The sequence below is a fragment of the Hymenobacter sp. PAMC 26628 genome (assembly GCF_001562275.1).
Taxonomy (GTDB): Bacteria; Bacteroidota; Bacteroidia; order Cytophagales; family Hymenobacteraceae; genus Hymenobacter.
Genome location: NZ_CP014304.1, coordinates 1749251 through 1764451 on the forward strand (window position 1 = coordinate 1749251; position 15201 = coordinate 1764451).

The following is a 15201-nucleotide window of genomic DNA, read 5'->3' on the forward strand; positions in this document are numbered from 1 at the left end:
GATGGAGAACTCCAGCTATGTTGACCTGAGAATGATTAGCGTTATTCTCCAACGTGTGCTTTCGCAGGAAATTAGCCGTGAAGAAGCTTCCAATTGGGCTTATAAAACCCGTGTTGGGTTAGAAGAACGGCGTATAAATTTCCTTCCCGCAAAGGATGAAAGAAAAATTTGGGATGCTATTTTTTTGGTAGAAGGAATCGATTTAAAAGACTCCCCAAATTCTTATTTACACTGCTTAAGCGACGTTGTGGAATGGAATAAGAAGTTGGAACTCGATGTTTCTAATTCAGCCGCGTGAGTGGCTTGGCGTTGTTTTGAATACGGGAAATAACAACTGTATCCGTAGTGTGGATACGGTAGATAATACTATAATCCCCACTCACCAATTCCCGCGTAAGCCCATCCTTAAATTGCGGAGCCATTCGGCCGCTCTGCGGGAAGTTTATTAGAATATCCACCCGCGCAATTAGCTTATCAATAAGCCGGTTGGCATAGCCTTCAGAGAACTGTGAATAAAATTCACGCAGTTGGTGCAAATCCTCGATTGCCGGATTCGACCAGACTATTTGCGCCATGACTTTACTAATTCCTTGACTTCTTCGTGCGTCTTGGATTCTCCGCGCTCAGCAGCGGCAAATCCTTGCTCTATTTTCTCGATGTAAATCAGGCGGTCAATCAGTTCTTCCAACTCAAACTTATCGGGAAGTTGGTCAATCGTGGTTTTCAAGGTTTCTTTAGTCATGGCGGATGGGATTGAGCGTTCCGTTAAAGATAGGAAGCCAGTAGTTTTCTACGGCCTACACCAGCACCCCAACTTCTTCCGCCTCCATCAGTCCCTGGGCATTGACGGCGCTTAGGCGGAGGGCCCTGGTTTCGCCCACCAGCAGCGGGTCGTACTTGGCCACCACGCGGATGTAGTTGGGCGTGAAGCCTTCCATGCGGCCGTTGTGCACGTCGTCCTCAAACAGGACTTCGGTTTCCAGGCCTATGTGCTCCTCGTAAAAGGCACGCTTTTTCTTTTCCGAGAGGCTGCGGAGCTGGGTGGTGCGCTCGTGGCGCAGCCGGTCTTGCACGCGGCCGGGCAGGGTAGGGGCCAGCGTGTCGGGCCGCTCCGAGTATGGGAATACGTGGAGGTAGCTGATGGGTAGCTCGTTGAGGAACTGGTAGGTATCCAGGAAGTCGGCGTCCGTCTCGCCCGGGAAGCCCACAATCACGTCCACGCCGATGCAGGCGTGCGGCATCAGCTCCTTGATGCGGGCCACGCGCTGGGCGTAGAGGGCCCGGCGGTAGCGGCGACGCATCAGGCCCAGTATTTTGTCGGACCCGCTTTGCAGCGGGATGTGGAAGTGGGGCATGAAGCACCGCGAGGCCGCCACAGTCGTCAAAATCTCGTCCGTCAGCAAGTTGGGCTCGCAGCTGCTGATGCGGAAGCGCCGGATACCTTTTACTTGATCGAGGGCCGCCACCAGCTGGGTGAAGTCTTCGCGCCGCTCGCGCTCGGGGCCCTGGAGGCCGAAATCGCCCAGGTTCACGCCCGTGAGCACGATTTCGGGCACGCCCTGGGCGGCCAACTCCTCCACCCGCGCCACCACGCTGGCGATGCTGCCCGAGCGGCTGCCGCCCCGCGCCAGCGGAATGGTGCAAAATGAGCACGAGTAGTCGCAGCCGTCCTGCACTTTCAAAAACGTGCGGGTGCGGTCGCCAAACGAGTGGGCCGGGTGAAACTCCGTAGCGGCCGAAATAGGGGAGGCCCGCACGTGGCCGGGGGCCCCGGCCGCCGGCCTCGGCAAGCCAGCAATGGTGTCGGCGAGCTGGAATTTCTCGGCCGCGCCGAGTACCGCCGCCACGCCGGGAATGTTGGAAATCTCCTCGGGCTTAAGCTGGGCGTAGCAGCCCACGATGGCCACGAAGGCCGCGGGGTTGTGCTTCAGGGCCTGCTGGACTACCTTGCGGCATTTGCGGTCAGCGTGGTCCGTGACGGAGCAGGTATTAATAACGTAGTAGTCGGCGCCGGCTTCGAACGCCACCGGTTGAAAGCCTTTGTCCTCAAATTGCCGGCCGATGGCCGACGTTTCGGAGAAGTTGAGCTTACAGCCTAACGTGTAAAAGGCGACGGATTGGGAAGTTGCCATAGCCCGCAAAGATACGAACAGGGCTCGGGGCCCTAGCCGATGAGTATGAGCTTATGGGCAGAGTGCAGGAGCACTCTTCCGCATGGTGGAAGCATTACCATCAAACAAGCCGCTCGATATAACTTATGCGGGAACGGTTGCGCTTACTTGAAACGTTTGCAAGTCCCTTTAATTTTTTACGTTAAACTTTAAAATTCCGTTTTTTTCAGGAAAATACCCTGTTTTAGGAGGTGTTCGTTGGTAAAATTAATTCAAACCATATCTTTGTCCTTACAAAAACACACCTGTTGTTGAAATTTTAACTTAGCCTTCTTCCTTTACCCACCCGTATGGCTATCCTCCGTTTCAAAGCGCTTGAATTGGTTAACGAGCGCAAAGCCGTTACTGTAAAGCCCGCCCACCCGCGGCGCTCCGACAGCTTCGGCCAAAACGTGTTCAACCTAGAAGCTATGCGGGCCAATATGGCCGGCGAATATTTTAAGAAGCTGCAAGCCGCCGTAAAGCAGGGCGCCGCAGTGGAGCGCAACGTGGCCGACGCCGTGGCTTCAGCCATGAAAACCTGGGCCATGGCCAAGGGGGCCACGCACTACACGCATTGGTTCCAGCCCCTGACCGGCGCAACGGCCGAAAAGCACGACTCGTTTTTCGACCTGAACTCGGAAGGCCGCGCCATCGAGAGCTTCAAAGGCTCGGCGCTGGTGCAGCAGGAGCCCGATGCCTCGTCGTTTCCCAACGGTGGCATCCGCAATACGTTTGAGGCCCGCGGCTACACCGCTTGGGACCCTACCTCACCCGCATTTATTATTGAAACCGTAGGCGCCAAAACGCTGTGCATTCCTACCATCTTCGTGGCCTACACTGGCGAGGCGCTTGACTACAAAGCCCCGCTGCTGAAGTCGCTGGCCGTGCTGGAAAAAGCTGCACTCGACGTGTGCCAGTACTTTGACAAGGACGTGAGCCGGGTGCACACTACGCTGGGCATCGAGCAGGAATACTTCTTGGTAGACAAGGCACTGTACGACGCCCGCCCCGACCTGGTGATGACCGGCCGCACCTTGTTTGGCCACGCTCCGGCCAAGGGCCAGCAGCTCGACGACCATTACTTTGGTTCGATTCCGGCAAGGGCCCACGGCTTCATGCTCGAATTTGAGGAAGAAGCCAACCAACTCGGCATTCCGCTGCGCACCCGCCACAACGAGGTGGCCCCTAACCAGTTTGAGTGTGCCCCTACTTTCGAGGATGCTAACCTGGCCGTGGACCACAACCAGCTGTTGATGGACATCATGGGGCGGGTGGCCGAGCGCCACAACCTCAAGGTGCTGCTGCACGAGAAACCCTTTGCTGGCGTGAATGGCTCGGGCAAGCACAACAACTGGGCGATGAGCACCGATACGGGCGTGAACTTGCTCGCTCCCGGCCGCCGGCCGAAAGAAAACCTGCAATTCCTCGCGTTCTTCATCACCACCATCAAGGCGGTGCACCGCTACGGCGACTTGCTGCGCGCCAGCATCGCCTCGGCGTCTAACGACCACCGCCTGGGGGCCAACGAAGCGCCGCCCGCCATCATGTCGGTGTTCGTGGGTTCGATGCTGGACTCGGTGCTCGACGAGTTGGAGCGCACGGCCAAGGTGCCGCTCGACAAGGGCGACAACATTTACTTGAAGCTCGGCATCGACAAGATTCCGCCCATTCTGCTCGACAACACCGACCGCAACCGGACGTCGCCGTTTGCCTTCACCGGCAATAAGTTTGAGTTCCGCGCCGTGGGCTCATCGGCCAACTGCTCGTCGGCCATGACGACGCTGAACGCCATCGTGGCCGACCAGCTCATCGATTTCAAAACTGAAGTGGACGAACTGATTGACCAGGGCAAAAAGAAGGAAGTGGCCATCGTGGAGGTGCTGCGCCAATACGTTATCAGCTCGAAAAGCATCCGCTTCGAGGGCAACGGCTATTCTGACGAGTGGAAAGAGGAAGCCGCTCGCCGGGGCCTGAAAAACGTGCCGACCACGCCTCTGGCCCTCGATGCCCTGGTGACGCAAGATTCTACGGACCTGTTTGTTCGCCACGGCATCCTGTCGAAGGTGGAGCTGCACGCCCGGCACGAGATTTTGCTGGAAGAGTACCAGAAGAAGATTCAGATTGAGGGCCGCGTGATGGGCGATTTGGCCATCAACCACATCATCCCCACGGCCATTGCTTACCAAACCAAGCTCGTGGAAAACGTGCGCGGCCTGCGCGAGCTGGGCCTCGACACCGACCACGCGCAGGTGACGATTGAAATGATTAAGGCCATTTCGGGCTACGTGTCGACCATCAAAACCAACGTCGACGCGATGGTAGAAGCCCGCAAAGACGCCAACAAGCTAACCGATGTGCGCGAGCAGGCCATTGCTTATTGCGACGACATTAAAACGAAGTTCGCCCCCATCCGCCGTGCCGTAGATAAGCTCGAGCAGATGGTGGCCGATGAGGACTGGCCCTTGGTTAAGTACCGCGAGCTTTTGTTCCGGAACTAGGCCCCAAGGGGTAGAATCGGGTCCGGTGTTGGGTGGGAATTCTCGCCGCGCCCCGGTTTTGAAAGAGGCAGCCTGCGTAGGCTGCCTTTTTTTGTGGGCCATGGTGGGCAGCTTGAGGCCTTGGGCGGCCCTGGCGCGGGCAAGGCGGTGAAGTGCCGGGCTGGCCGAGGATGGGGCCCCGGGCCGGTGGCTAGGCGGGGCCCCCGCTGGGAAGCTGGGCCGGGGCCCCATCCTCGACCAGCTCGGCGCCGCTGCCGGGGTCGGGCACGAGCAAGTGCCAGGTGGCGAGGCGCAGCTCGTCGAGCCGGCCGAGGGTTTCGCCCACGGTAGGGTTGGCCTTCAGCTTATCGAGCAGGCCGCTTTTCAGGGCCGCCACTACTAGTTTCTCCAGCACAAAGGGCAGCACCCAGCCCACCACGTTGGAAGCCAGGGCCCCGCGCAAGCCCAGGCGGGCCAGCAGGCGCACGCTCATGCGCTCGAGTAGCAGCACCCGGGCAGCGGGCACGGCCTTATTGGACAAAAAGTCGGCCACCAGCTTAAAGTTGCCTTTTTCTACCTCGGCCCGCAGCACGTCCTGCACCGCGTCGAGGGCCCGGGCGGCGAGTTGGCGAAACAAGCGGCCCGTTTGCCAAGCCGTGAGGCCGGTGCGGCGGGCAGCGCGGGCCACCAAAGGAAACAATGCGGGGGTCTTCATAAGGCGGGGCACGGCGGGGCGTAAAGTTTCCTTTCAGGAGAGTGAACAGGGTCAATTACGGAACGAGTACGGCAGCACTACCGTTGTTGGTTGTGATTTGGGCCCCCAAGGGCGAGCAAAGCGGCTCGCTTCTGGTTGGGCCTGAGCCGGTTTTTATTTTTGCGTTGGAGCATTGCCGGCGCAGTTTATACCTGTACATGACTGATTTGCTTCTGGATATTAATCTACAACAAATTCCCGATGCGTATTTCAATGGCGACTGGGCGGTGCTCAGCCGGGTGCTGAATCGCAACGATCCGGACAGCCTGCTGGCCCAGGCCACGCGGCTGGTACTGGGCCCCGGGCAGTTGGAAACGCACGCAGCGTCTGACGGCCCTGCCGAAACTGGCCGTTGGGCCGTGACGCGCGACGAGCTGCTGAACCGCCCGTACCTGCGCTTCGAGCTGCCCGCTGAGGAAACCCGGGCTTTAGTGACGCGCCTGCGCCGCTCGGCCGATGGGCTGCGCAGCCAGCTCAGCCTGTATTTTGCGTCGGGTATGGAGCTCCAGCTTGGCCGACTTTAGGCGCCCTGCACGTTAATTTGGCCATTTCTCGCTACTTATTTATTTGCCTGTGAATCCCAACGCTTCTGCCGCCGCCGTGCCCGCTATTGGCGCGGAACAGTTTACGTTTTTGGTTGACATGATTCCGCAGCTGGTGTGGGTAACCGATGCTGCCGGCTTCCACATTTATTTCAATCAGCGGTGGATTGATTTCACCGGTTGCACGCTGGCCGACAGCGTGGGGCCCGATATGTGGAACAACCTGCTACACCCCGACGACCGGGCCCGGGCGCGCGACGTATGGGGCCACTCGCTGGCCACGGGCGACAATTACGGCATTGAATACCGCTTCCGGGCGGCTGATGGCAGCTACCGTTGGTTTTTGGGCCAGGCCCGCCCGTGGCACGACGCCCAGGGGGCCCTCACCACGTGGTTTGGCACGTGCACCGACATCCACGACCAGAAGCTGGTGGCCGAGCAGCTGCAAAGTTCCTACGCCGACCTCGAAGCCAAGGTAACGTTCCGCAACTTGGAGCTGGAGCACCAGGTGCAGGATTTGCAGCAGCAGCTGGCGGCCAGGTAACGGCCCAGCGGTGGGGCCCGTACAGGGCCCCGTACCCATCCGCGCCGTCCATGAAAGCCATTACCATCCGCCAAGCCGGCGGCCCCGACGTGTTACAGCTCACCGATGCACCCAAGCCCCGGCCCGCCGCGGGCCAGGTGCTGGTGCGCGTGCAGGCCGCCGGCGTGAACCGCCCCGACGTGCTGCTGCGCCAGGGCAAGTACGCCGGGAGTGGCGACGTGGCGGGCTCGGTGCCCGGCCTCGAAATAGCGGGTGTGGTGGAAGCCTGCGGCCCCGGGGCCCCGCGCTGGCAGCCCGGCGACGCCGTGTGCGCCCTGCTGGCGAGCGGTGGCTACGCCGAATATGCCGTGGTGGACGCCCGGCACTGCCTGCCCGTGCCCGACGGCCTGGGCCCGGTAGCGGCCGCAGCCTTGCCCGAAACCGTGTTCACGGTGTGGCACAACGTGTTCCAGCGCGGGGCCCTGCAACCTGGTGAAACGCTGCTGGTGCACGGCGGCAGCAGCGGCATCGGCACCACGGCCATCCAACTGGCCCACGCTTTGGGCAGCCGCGTGGCCACCACGGCCGGCTCCGATGCCAAGTGCGCGGCGTGCCGCGACTTGGGCGCCGACTGGGCTATCAACTACAAAGCCGAGGACTTCGAGGAGGTGCTAAAAGGCGAAGGTGTGGACGTCGTTCTCGACATGGTGGGCGGCGACTACATCGCCAAAAATCTGCGTTTGCTGAAGGATGACGGTCGCCTGGTGTTCATCAACGCCACGCAGGGTGGGGCCGGCGCCTTTAGTGCACTGGAGGTAATGCAACGCCGCCTTACCATCACGGGCAGCACGTTGCGCCCGCGCTCGGCCGATTTCAAGGCCGCGCTGGCCGCCGCCGTTGAGCAGCACGTGTGGCCTTTGGTGGCGGCCGGTAAGTTTCGCCCGCTCATCCACCAAACGTTTCCGCTGGCCGAAGCCGCTGGGGCGCATCGGCTGCTGGAAAGTAGCGCCCACATTGGCAAAATTGTGCTGGAGGTGAGAAGCTAAAGCAGTTTGCAAGCAAGTGTACCCGGTGTTGTAAAACGGAGTGCCACTCCGTTTGGCGTTCGCACGGAAACGGAGTGCTACTCCGTTCTACAAGCCGTTGGCGGTATACTGACTTGAAAACCGCTAGCCTGGGCCCTATCGGCGTGGGTGCTGACCCAAAACCTGTACCCGCCGCAAAACCGAGCCACGGGCCGCCCTACCGTGGCGCGGGTGTGGCCGCGGGCGTGGGGCCCCGGCAATGCCGCGACGGGTGGAATAATGCGGGCGGGGCCAGGCGTCGCGCCATCAAGTTACCTTTGTGTGGCCCTGCAACTTTCGACCGGGGCCCCTAGTTTTCTGGCCATGAACAAGACGTATTGCCCCAGCCTGACCGAGTACAAGCGCCGCGTGGCGCGGGTGGTGAACATCGGTGGCGTGCCCATGGGCGGCGACTACCCCATCCGCGTGCAGAGCATGACCACCGTCGACACGATGGACACCCTCGGCTCGGTGGAGCAAACCCTGCGCATGGTGGCCGCCGGCTGCGAGTACGTGCGCATCACAGCCCCCAGCGTGAAGGAGGCCCAGAACCTGCTGGAAATCAAGAAGGAACTGCGGGCCCGCGGCTGCAATGTGCCGCTCATCGCCGACATTCACTTCACGCCCAACGCCGCCGAGCTGGCCGCCCGCATCGTGGAAAAGGTGCGCGTAAATCCCGGCAACTACGCTGACAAAAAGAAGTTTGAGGAAATTGAGTATACCGACGCCAGCTACGCGGCCGAGGTCGAGCGCATCCGCGAGCGGTTCCGGCCGCTGGTGAAAATCTGCAAGCAGTACGGCACGGCCATGCGCATCGGCACCAACCACGGCTCGCTGAGCGACCGGATCTTGAGCCGCTACGGCGACACGCCGCTGGGCATGGTGGAGTCGGCGCTGGAGTTTTTGCGCCTTTGTGAGGAGGAGAATTACCACGACGTGGTGCTGAGCATGAAGGCCAGCAACACCCAGGTGATGGTGCAGGCCTACCGCCTGCTGGTGCAAAAGCTCGACGAAGAGGGCCTGCAACCCTACCCGCTGCACCTGGGCGTGACGGAGGCCGGCGAGGCCGAGGACGGCCGCATCAAGTCGGCCGTGGGCATCGGCACGCTGCTCGAAGATGGCCTGGGCGACACCGTGCGCGTGAGCCTGACGGAGGCCCCAGAGGCCGAGGCCCCCGTGGCCCGCATGCTGATTGACCGCTACGTGGGCCGCGCCGCCACGGCCCGGCCCATCCGGCCGCTGGTGGGCCCCGAGCCCCTCAACCCGTTTCAGTACCTGCGCCGCCACACCCACGAGGTGGCCAACTTTGGGGGCCTGAACGTGCCGCGCGTCGTCGCCGACCTTTCGCGGCTGCCGCGGCTGGAATACGGCGACCTGCGCGCCGCCGGGCACCTATACTCGCAGTTCCTCGATAAGTTCCAGATGTCGGACCTGGGGGCCGACTACATCTACACCGGCGAGCGGCCGGTGCCCTTCATGCTGCCCAACGGCCTGAAGGAAATCGTGAATTACACCGCCTGGGCCGACACCGGCCGCCGCCTCGACCATTACCCCCTGATGACGGCCGACCGCTACATGGCCGACCCGCGCCGCAGTGGGTTGCCCGAGCATCACCCGCAGCTCAACTTCTTGCTGCTGTCGCTCGACGTACTCGACGCTGCCCTGCTCGCCCGCCTGCGCGACGACCGTGCCGTGGTGGTAGCACTCGTGACGACCAACGCCCACGCCATGCCGGAACTGCGCCGGGCCTTTTTTGAATTAATAAACGCCGGCGTGAGCTGCCCGGTCGTCATCTGCCGGGCCCATGGGCCCCAACCGGCTGCCCAAACGCAGCTCGACGCGGCCACCGATGCGGGGGGGCTACTCATCGATGGCCTTGGCGACGGGGTAGCGCTGAGCACTGAGCTGCTGACCGAAATGCCGCAGGAGGCTTGGCTTGGCACCGTGGGGGGGCTCAACCAGCTCAGCTTTGGCATTTTGCAGGCGGCGCGCACCCGCATGAGCAAGACCGAATACATCAGCTGCCCCAGCTGTGGCCGCACCCTGTTCGACTTGCAGGAAACCACCGCTCTGATTCGCCAGCGCACCGACCACCTCAAGGGCATCAAAATTGGCATCATGGGCTGCATCGTGAACGGCCCCGGCGAAATGGCCGACGCCGACTACGGCTACGTGGGCGTGGGCAAAGGCAAAATCGCCCTCTACCGCGGCCAGGACGTCATCAAAAAAGCCGTCCCCGAAGAGCGCGCCGTGGACGAATTAATCGAGCTAATGCGCGAAGACGGCAAGTGGATTGAAAAGGAAGTGGTGGGCGAACCGGTGGGAGTTTAATGATGAGTTTGTCTAAACTGATTTACGAGTCATGAAAGAAGTCTGGGAAATTCTTATTGTTTCTTTTTGCGGCTTGATTTTATGGCCTAATACCTCGCAAGGCCAGACTCTGCAATCGTCAGTATCCAAGGATACTATAGTTGTAGCTGATGGTCCTTATGTCTATGTAGATAGTATGCCTTCATTGTCCAGTGACCAAAATTTGAGCAATGCGAAAAAAGAAATCAGAATTCATAATGCAATTCAAAAAGGTCTTGTATATCCGGCGGATTTCAAACCGATCAATAAGCCAGCTAAAGTTTTTGTTCGATTTATGGTTGCTCGGGATGGCCGAATTACTGACGTAGTGCCAATGCCTGCCTTTGACAAAAGATTAAACAATGCTTGCCTCGAAGCGGCTGCCGCTGCTGTAAGAACATTGGGTACTCTTAATCCCGGCATTCAGAAAGGGCGCGCTGTACCAGTTGGTATTACAACTGGAATCGATTTTGGAAAAGAAGCTAATTAATAGCGTTTTTTGTGCCTTCATCCGCCACATGGCGATGACGTACTAAATTTTCCAGCCGTTACCAAAATGCTTCTGCTATTTGCCTGTTACAACCTGAGTATTATTGATGCTTGATTTTAGTTTTATCCCCGACGAAAAACCCGTGCATCACCGGGGCTTAACCTATGTCGGCGGTATTGAGTACGAGGAATTTGTACAAGCCCAGAATTTAAAAATAATTGAAAGTCACCTCGATTATTACGGTAAGTTTCGCTGGATAAGTCAGAACGTGCAACAAAAGCGGGTAATGCTAACGCCTGCCGTTGCTGCGGCTATACCCAATCTGGCTTCCATCTTAAAGCAAGCATTTGCAGCTGATTGCGGCTTGTTAGCTTTTGGCGATTGATATGGTTACTTCTGCATCAGTTCAATTGCTCCGGCAGCATGGTTTAACAATTCTCCCGCAGCTCCTCACTCTGCTCGAAGTAACCGCCCTGCTGCACTGCATCGAAAGCGCCCCCGCGGCTGGCGCCAATTTCCGGCGTAGCCAGGACGTGTTTGCAATTCGCAATTTGCTGGAAGAAATAGCGGCGCTGGGGGCCCTATTAAATACTGCTGCGCTGCGTGACGTGTTGGGCGAATTGTTTCCGACCGGCTGCCACCTCACCAAGGCTATTTATTTCGACAAGCCGGCGGGCTCGAACTGGCTAGTGGCTTGGCACCAGGATTTGATGATTAACGTGGAGCACCGCGCCGATGTGCTCGGCTTTGGGCCCTGGACGGCCAAGGCCGGCTGGGTGGCGGTGCAGCCGCCGGTGGAAGTGCTTGAAAACACCATCACCGTGCGCCTGCACCTCGACGACTGCGACGCCACTAATGGGGCCCTGAAAGTGGTGCCCGGCTCGCACCGGCGTGGCGTGGTGCCGGCCGAAACCATTGCTGGCCAAACAGCTACGGCCGCTGTGTGCGCCGTGCCCGCCGGTGGGGCCCTGCTGATGAAGCCGCTGCTACTGCACGCCTCCAACCGCAGCACCAGCGACCGGCCGCGGCGGGTGGTTCATCTGGAGTTTTCGGCCCAGGAGCTGCCCGCGGGGCTGGTGTGGCGCGAGCGGCGGGCGCTGTGGCACGCTCGGTGAAGCTTGCGCGGCAGGCTGGGGGCCCGAAAACTGCTGGGTAACTAGCAGGGGTCGGCCGTCCGCCTTAGGCAGCTGCGTCGGCCTGGCCGCCCGCGCCGGGTTTATTGGCTTTCATGAGGAAAACGAGCCCGATGGAAAACAGGCAGGCGAACCCCAACAGGTAGAAGGCGTCGGTGTAAGCCAGGGTGGTGGCCTGCTGCTGCACGACCCGGTAGATGGCCCCCTGGGCCTGCCGCATGGCATCGACCCCGCTGGCGTTGACCCGGCCGAACACGGAGGTAGCGAACTGGCGCAGGCCCGCCGCGTAGTCGGGGTTGGTGAAGGTGAGGTGGTCGACGATGCGGCTCTGGTGGAACTGGCTGCGGCGGGCAATTACGGTTTCGATGGCCGCGATACCAAAGCCGCCCCCGATGGTTTGCACCAGGTTGGTGAACATAGCCACTTGGTTGGTTTTGGACTTGGCCAGGCCCACGTAGGAAGCCACGGTAATGGGCACGAACAGGAAGCCCAGCCCCAGGCTTTGGTAGATGCGCGCCGTGGCCACCGTGCGAAAATCAACGGTGGTGCTCAGGATGTGCGCGTAGTAGAAGCAGGCCAACGAGCTAACTACCAGGCCAAAGCCGATCAGCCAGCGGGCCTGCACCTTGCCCGTTAGCCAGCCCACAATGGGCATCAGCAAAATCAGCGACAGGCCGCCCGGCGTGATGGCCAGGCCGCTATCGACGGCCCGGTAGCCCAGCAGCGACTGCAAAAACTGCGGCAGCTGCGTGGTGCTGCCGTAGAGCAGCGCGCCCACCACGAACATGACCAGCATGGCAGCCGTGAACGTGCGGCTGCGGAACAGGCTCAGGTCGAGGAGCGGGTTTTTGGCGCGCATCTCCCAGATAATGCCGCCCACCAGTAGCACCGCCGCCGCAACACTGAGCAGGATAATGGCCTGCGAGCTGAACCAGTCGTCGCGCTCGCCCCGGCTCAGCACGTATTGCAACGCGCTCAGGCCCAGGCCCAGCAGGCTCAGGCCGATGTAGTCCACGCTGATGCCCTTGGCCCAGGCGTTGGCTTTTTCCTTCACCAGCTCCGGCGGGTCTTTCACCAGCGCCGTCACCAAGAACGCGGTGATGAGGGCAATGGGCACGTTGACGAAAAACACCCAGTGCCAGCTGTAGCTGTCCACGAGCCAGCCGCAGAGCAGGGGCCCCACCGTGGGGGCCACCACCGTGGCCACGCCAAACAGCGCAAACGCCTGCCCCTGCTCCTCGGGCGGAAAGGAATCTTTGAGAATGGCCTGGCCGACGGGCGGAATAATGCCGCCGCACAGACCTTGAAAGGCTCGCATGACCAGCAGCATGCCCAGCGACGACGACAGCCCGCACAGCAGCGACGACACCCCGTAGGCCACTAGCGCCAGCATGAACAGGCGCGACCGCCCAATGGCCGTGGACAAAAAGCTCGCCGTGGGTAGCATCACGGCCTTGGCCACCAGCAGCACCGTGATGACCCAAGTCACGTCGTCTTGCGAGGCACCGAGGCTGCCGCCGATGTTTTGCAGGGCCACCGACACGCTGGAGTTGTCCAGCACGTCCATGAACGTGCCCAGCGCCACCGTGATGGCGATGGCCCACTTGAGGTGACCGGCCAGCCCGGCCCCGGCGGGCTTAGACAAGGTTTGCGTTTGCGCCATGACGAAGGGAAAAGGAGGGGAAGGGCTGCCGGCGTTAGCGCGGCGTGGTGTGCAGGTGGGTGCGCGCCTGCGCCACGGCTTCCTGGTAGTGGTTGAGGAAATCGGCGAGGATTTCTTCCTGCGTCACGCTCTCAATCTGGCGGTCGTCGCGCCAGGTGCCTAGTAACTCGATAGTTTTGGTGCGGGTGGGCTCCTTGTCATCTTGCTTGTCGCCGCCGCCTTCCGGGGCCTCATCGCCGCCCTCTTTACCGTCGGCCTTGTCGTCGTCCTTCTTCTTGTCCTTTTTATCGTCCTTCTCTTCTTTGGGCGGCGCCTCGGGCTGGCCCTGCTCGGCTTCAATGGCCTTAGCCAGCTTGTTTTCCTCGAACCAGCAGTGCACGTAGGGCAGTACGGCCTCGATGCGTACCTCGGCCACCACGGCGTACTGAAACTCGACGGGGCCATCCAGGTGCCGGATAATGAGGTACACGCGGCCATCGTCGAGGCCGGTGTCGCAGGTGCGGGCGTGGGGGCGCAGGGCGGCGGCAGCCGTTTCGAGGGCCGGGCGCGCGGTATTGTTATAGAAGTCGGTCTGGCGCTTCAGGTTGTCGATAAATGCCTGGTCCTCTTGCGCGAGGTTGGCAAAAAAGCCGTTGAGGTCGGCTTCCCAGCGGCCGGGGGGGGTAGGGGCTTCCATGATTGAAGAGCGGTTGAACTTGATAGTAAGAAGGTTACTGGGGCCCCACCCGGCGGCGGGCGGCGTGGTTCACTACGCGGGGGCTGGCCTCGACGTGGGTGGTATCGGCGGCCTGCCGGGTGGGCACCACGGTGATGTCCACCTCGGGCGTCACCGACATGCCGGGGGCCAGCAGGTGCAGGTCGGGCTGGCCGTTGAACACGATTTTGACCGGGATGCGCTGCACCACCTTCACGTAGTTGCCGGTAGCATTCTCGGCCGGCAGCAGGCTGAAGCGTGCCCCAGTGCCCCGCTGGAAGCTCTCGACCGACCCCCGAAACTGCTCGCCCGAATAGGTGTCGACCTCAATCAACACCGGCTGGCCTACCCGCATGTGGGCCAGCTGCGTCTCCTTAAAGTTGGCCGTCACCCACAGCTGCCCGTAGGTGATGAGCAGCAACTGCTGGCCCACGGCCACGGTCTGGCCCTCGTCCACGGCCTTGCCTGTTACGCGCCCGGTTTCGGTGGCGTAGAGCTTGGTGTAGGAGAGCTGGAGCCGGGCCTGGTCGGCGGCGGCCTGGGCCTGGGCAATCTGGGCGTCGGACACGCTGATTTGCTCGGTGGCCTGGCGGTAGTCGTTGCGGGCCTGGGCCACCACGGCGGTGGCCTGGCTGGCCTGGGCGCGGGCGGCCTGGGTGCGTTGGTCGGCGGCGGCGGCCTGGTCGGCGCTGGCGCGGGCGGTGGTCAGGGCCTGGTCGTAGCGCTGGCGCGACACGGCATCGGTCTTGTACAGCTCGGCGTAGCGCTGCTCGTTGCGGGCGTCGTTGGCGGCCTGGGCGTGGGCGGCGCGCGCCTCGGCCTGGGCCTGGGCCGCGCTGGCCTCGGCGGCGGCTAGTTGGGCCTGCTGCTGGGCAATCACGCTGCGCCGCGAGGCGCTGGCCTGCTCGGCGGTGTTGCGCTGGGCGCGGGCGCTGGTCACCTGAGCCTCGGCCTGGGCCAGCTGGGCCTGGTAGTCGCGCGGGTCTATTTCCATTAGCAGCGTGCCTTTCTTTACCAGCTGGTTGTCACGCACGTACACCTTCAGCACCTGGCCGGCCGCGCGCGGACTCACCCGCACGGCATTGCCCTCTACGAAGGCGTCGTCGGTAGTCTCGTGGTCGCTGGTGTATAGATAGTAGCGCACGCCCCAAATCAGCAGCAGCACCAACCCCACCGCCGCCAGGATGAGAAACCAGGTGCGCCGGTAAATGGGCTTTTCGGTGGTGTCGGCGGGTGCATCCTTGGCCTGTGGCTGCACGCGGCGCGGGTTGTTACCCACGCGCCGGTCGGGCGCGTCCGAAGGGTCGGCGACTTGCCGCCGGGCGGGAGACGTAAGGTGATCGGCCATGAGGGGGGTAG

Annotated in this window: 16 protein-coding genes; 9 read left to right on the forward strand and 7 right to left on the reverse strand. The window is 61.5% G+C overall.

From position 1 onward, the window contains the following. Nucleotide 1 precedes the first annotated feature (1 nt). A complete protein-coding gene (locus AXW84_RS24645) occupies nucleotides 2-298 on the forward strand; it encodes a hypothetical protein (RefSeq protein WP_157886879.1) in 297 nt (98 codons plus the stop codon). Here the strand turns inward: AXW84_RS24645 and AXW84_RS23125 are convergent. From AXW84_RS23125 to mtaB, 3 genes are read right to left on the reverse strand one after another with little or no spacing between them, the layout of a single operon-like run. Then, on the reverse strand, nucleotides 282-575 hold the full coding sequence (locus AXW84_RS23125; protein ID WP_071891103.1) for a type II toxin-antitoxin system RelE/ParE family toxin: 294 nt from the start codon (nucleotides 573-575) through the stop codon (nucleotides 282-284). The genes AXW84_RS24645 and AXW84_RS23125 overlap by 17 nt on opposite strands. Then, on the reverse strand, nucleotides 563-742 hold the full coding sequence (locus AXW84_RS07765) for a hypothetical protein (protein WP_068231006.1): 180 nt from the start codon (nucleotides 740-742) through the stop codon (nucleotides 563-565). Before AXW84_RS07765 ends, AXW84_RS23125 begins: the two co-directional genes overlap by 13 nt. Before the next feature lie 55 nt (nucleotides 743-797). After that, on the reverse strand, nucleotides 798-2132 hold the full coding sequence (mtaB, locus tag AXW84_RS07770) for a tRNA (N(6)-L-threonylcarbamoyladenosine(37)-C(2))-methylthiotransferase MtaB (RefSeq protein ID WP_068231009.1): 1335 nt from the start codon (nucleotides 2130-2132) through the stop codon (nucleotides 798-800). Between the two features lie 329 nt (nucleotides 2133-2461). Here mtaB and AXW84_RS07775 point away from each other — a divergent pair, with 329 nt between their 5' ends. Next, the gene (locus tag AXW84_RS07775; protein WP_068231012.1) at nucleotides 2462-4651 is read left to right on the forward strand and encodes a glutamine synthetase III family protein; all 2190 of its coding nucleotides are present in this window, start codon (nucleotides 2462-2464) and stop codon (nucleotides 4649-4651) included. A 190-nt stretch (nucleotides 4652-4841) separates the two neighbouring features. Here AXW84_RS07775 and AXW84_RS07780 read toward each other — a convergent pair whose 3' ends face one another. Further along, entirely contained in the window at nucleotides 4842-5345 is a 504-nt protein-coding gene (locus AXW84_RS07780) for a hypothetical protein (RefSeq protein ID WP_157886880.1), read from the reverse strand. 197 nt (nucleotides 5346-5542) lie between these two features. On the opposite strand from AXW84_RS07780, the gene AXW84_RS07785 reads away from it, so the two are divergent. The 7 genes from AXW84_RS07785 to AXW84_RS07810 all read left to right on the forward strand — a co-directional run bounded on the left by AXW84_RS07785 (nucleotide 5543) and on the right by AXW84_RS07810 (nucleotide 11467). After that, nucleotides 5543-5908 carry a hypothetical protein gene (locus AXW84_RS07785; protein ID WP_157886881.1) on the forward strand — a complete coding sequence of 122 codons (366 nt, stop codon included), beginning with the start codon at nucleotides 5543-5545 and terminating at the stop codon, nucleotides 5906-5908. A 49-nt stretch (nucleotides 5909-5957) separates the two neighbouring features. After that, nucleotides 5958-6470, forward strand: coding sequence for a PAS domain-containing protein (locus tag AXW84_RS07790; RefSeq protein WP_068231021.1), 513 nt, complete (start codon nucleotides 5958-5960; stop codon nucleotides 6468-6470). A gap of 50 nt (nucleotides 6471-6520) precedes the next feature. Further along, nucleotides 6521-7495, forward strand: coding sequence for an NAD(P)H-quinone oxidoreductase (locus AXW84_RS07795; protein WP_068231025.1), 975 nt, complete (start codon nucleotides 6521-6523; stop codon nucleotides 7493-7495). A 342-nt stretch (nucleotides 7496-7837) separates the two neighbouring features. Continuing rightward, nucleotides 7838-9844, forward strand: coding sequence for a (E)-4-hydroxy-3-methylbut-2-enyl-diphosphate synthase (gene ispG, locus AXW84_RS07800; RefSeq protein ID WP_068231027.1), 2007 nt, complete (start codon nucleotides 7838-7840; stop codon nucleotides 9842-9844). 31 nt (nucleotides 9845-9875) lie between these two features. After that, nucleotides 9876-10352 carry an energy transducer TonB gene (locus AXW84_RS24650; protein ID WP_157886882.1) on the forward strand — a complete coding sequence of 159 codons (477 nt, stop codon included), beginning with the start codon at nucleotides 9876-9878 and terminating at the stop codon, nucleotides 10350-10352. Between the two features lie 103 nt (nucleotides 10353-10455). After that, on the forward strand, nucleotides 10456-10737 hold the full coding sequence (locus tag AXW84_RS07805; protein WP_162268250.1) for a hypothetical protein: 282 nt from the start codon (nucleotides 10456-10458) through the stop codon (nucleotides 10735-10737). 1 nt (nucleotide 10738) lies between these two features. Continuing rightward, the gene (locus AXW84_RS07810; RefSeq protein ID WP_068231034.1) at nucleotides 10739-11467 is read left to right on the forward strand and encodes a phytanoyl-CoA dioxygenase family protein; all 729 of its coding nucleotides are present in this window, start codon (nucleotides 10739-10741) and stop codon (nucleotides 11465-11467) included. Between the two features lie 64 nt (nucleotides 11468-11531). Here the strand turns inward: AXW84_RS07810 and AXW84_RS07815 are convergent, their stop codons facing one another. From AXW84_RS07815 to AXW84_RS07825, 3 genes are read right to left on the reverse strand one after another with little or no spacing between them, the layout of a single operon-like run. After that, nucleotides 11532-13148, reverse strand: coding sequence for a DHA2 family efflux MFS transporter permease subunit (locus AXW84_RS07815; protein WP_068231037.1), 1617 nt, complete (start codon nucleotides 13146-13148; stop codon nucleotides 11532-11534). 34 nt (nucleotides 13149-13182) lie between these two features. Then, the gene (locus AXW84_RS07820) at nucleotides 13183-13824 is read right to left on the reverse strand and encodes a hypothetical protein (RefSeq protein WP_068231041.1); all 642 of its coding nucleotides are present in this window, start codon (nucleotides 13822-13824) and stop codon (nucleotides 13183-13185) included. 34 nt (nucleotides 13825-13858) lie between these two features. Further along, entirely contained in the window at nucleotides 13859-15190 is a 1332-nt protein-coding gene (locus tag AXW84_RS07825; RefSeq protein WP_068231044.1) for an HlyD family secretion protein, read from the reverse strand. Nucleotides 15191-15201: the final 11 nt, after the last annotated feature.

Excerpts from the sequence above, each read along its gene's own strand:
- AXW84_RS24645 (WP_157886879.1), top strand. The coding sequence starts at position 2 with ATGGAGAACTCCAGCTATGTTGACCTGAGAATGATTAGCGTTATTCTC.
- AXW84_RS23125 (WP_071891103.1), bottom strand. The coding sequence starts at position 575 with ATGGCGCAAATAGTCTGGTCGAATCCGGCAATCGAGGATTTGCACCAA.
- AXW84_RS07765 (WP_068231006.1), bottom strand. The coding sequence starts at position 742 with ATGACTAAAGAAACCTTGAAAACCACGATTGACCAACTTCCCGATAAG.
- mtaB (WP_068231009.1), bottom strand. The coding sequence starts at position 2,132 with ATGGCAACTTCCCAATCCGTCGCCTTTTACACGTTAGGCTGTAAGCTC.
- AXW84_RS07775 (WP_068231012.1), top strand. The coding sequence starts at position 2,462 with ATGGCTATCCTCCGTTTCAAAGCGCTTGAATTGGTTAACGAGCGCAAA.
- AXW84_RS07780 (WP_157886880.1), bottom strand. The coding sequence starts at position 5,345 with ATGAAGACCCCCGCATTGTTTCCTTTGGTGGCCCGCGCTGCCCGCCGC.
- AXW84_RS07785 (WP_157886881.1), top strand. The coding sequence starts at position 5,543 with ATGACTGATTTGCTTCTGGATATTAATCTACAACAAATTCCCGATGCG.
- AXW84_RS07795 (WP_068231025.1), top strand. The coding sequence starts at position 6,521 with ATGAAAGCCATTACCATCCGCCAAGCCGGCGGCCCCGACGTGTTACAG.
- ispG (WP_068231027.1), top strand. The coding sequence starts at position 7,838 with ATGAACAAGACGTATTGCCCCAGCCTGACCGAGTACAAGCGCCGCGTG.
- AXW84_RS24650 (WP_157886882.1), top strand. The coding sequence starts at position 9,876 with ATGAAAGAAGTCTGGGAAATTCTTATTGTTTCTTTTTGCGGCTTGATT.
- AXW84_RS07810 (WP_068231034.1), top strand. The coding sequence starts at position 10,739 with ATGGTTACTTCTGCATCAGTTCAATTGCTCCGGCAGCATGGTTTAACA.
- AXW84_RS07815 (WP_068231037.1), bottom strand. The coding sequence starts at position 13,148 with ATGGCGCAAACGCAAACCTTGTCTAAGCCCGCCGGGGCCGGGCTGGCC.
- AXW84_RS07820 (WP_068231041.1), bottom strand. The coding sequence starts at position 13,824 with ATGGAAGCCCCTACCCCCCCCGGCCGCTGGGAAGCCGACCTCAACGGC.
- AXW84_RS07825 (WP_068231044.1), bottom strand. The coding sequence starts at position 15,190 with ATGGCCGATCACCTTACGTCTCCCGCCCGGCGGCAAGTCGCCGACCCT.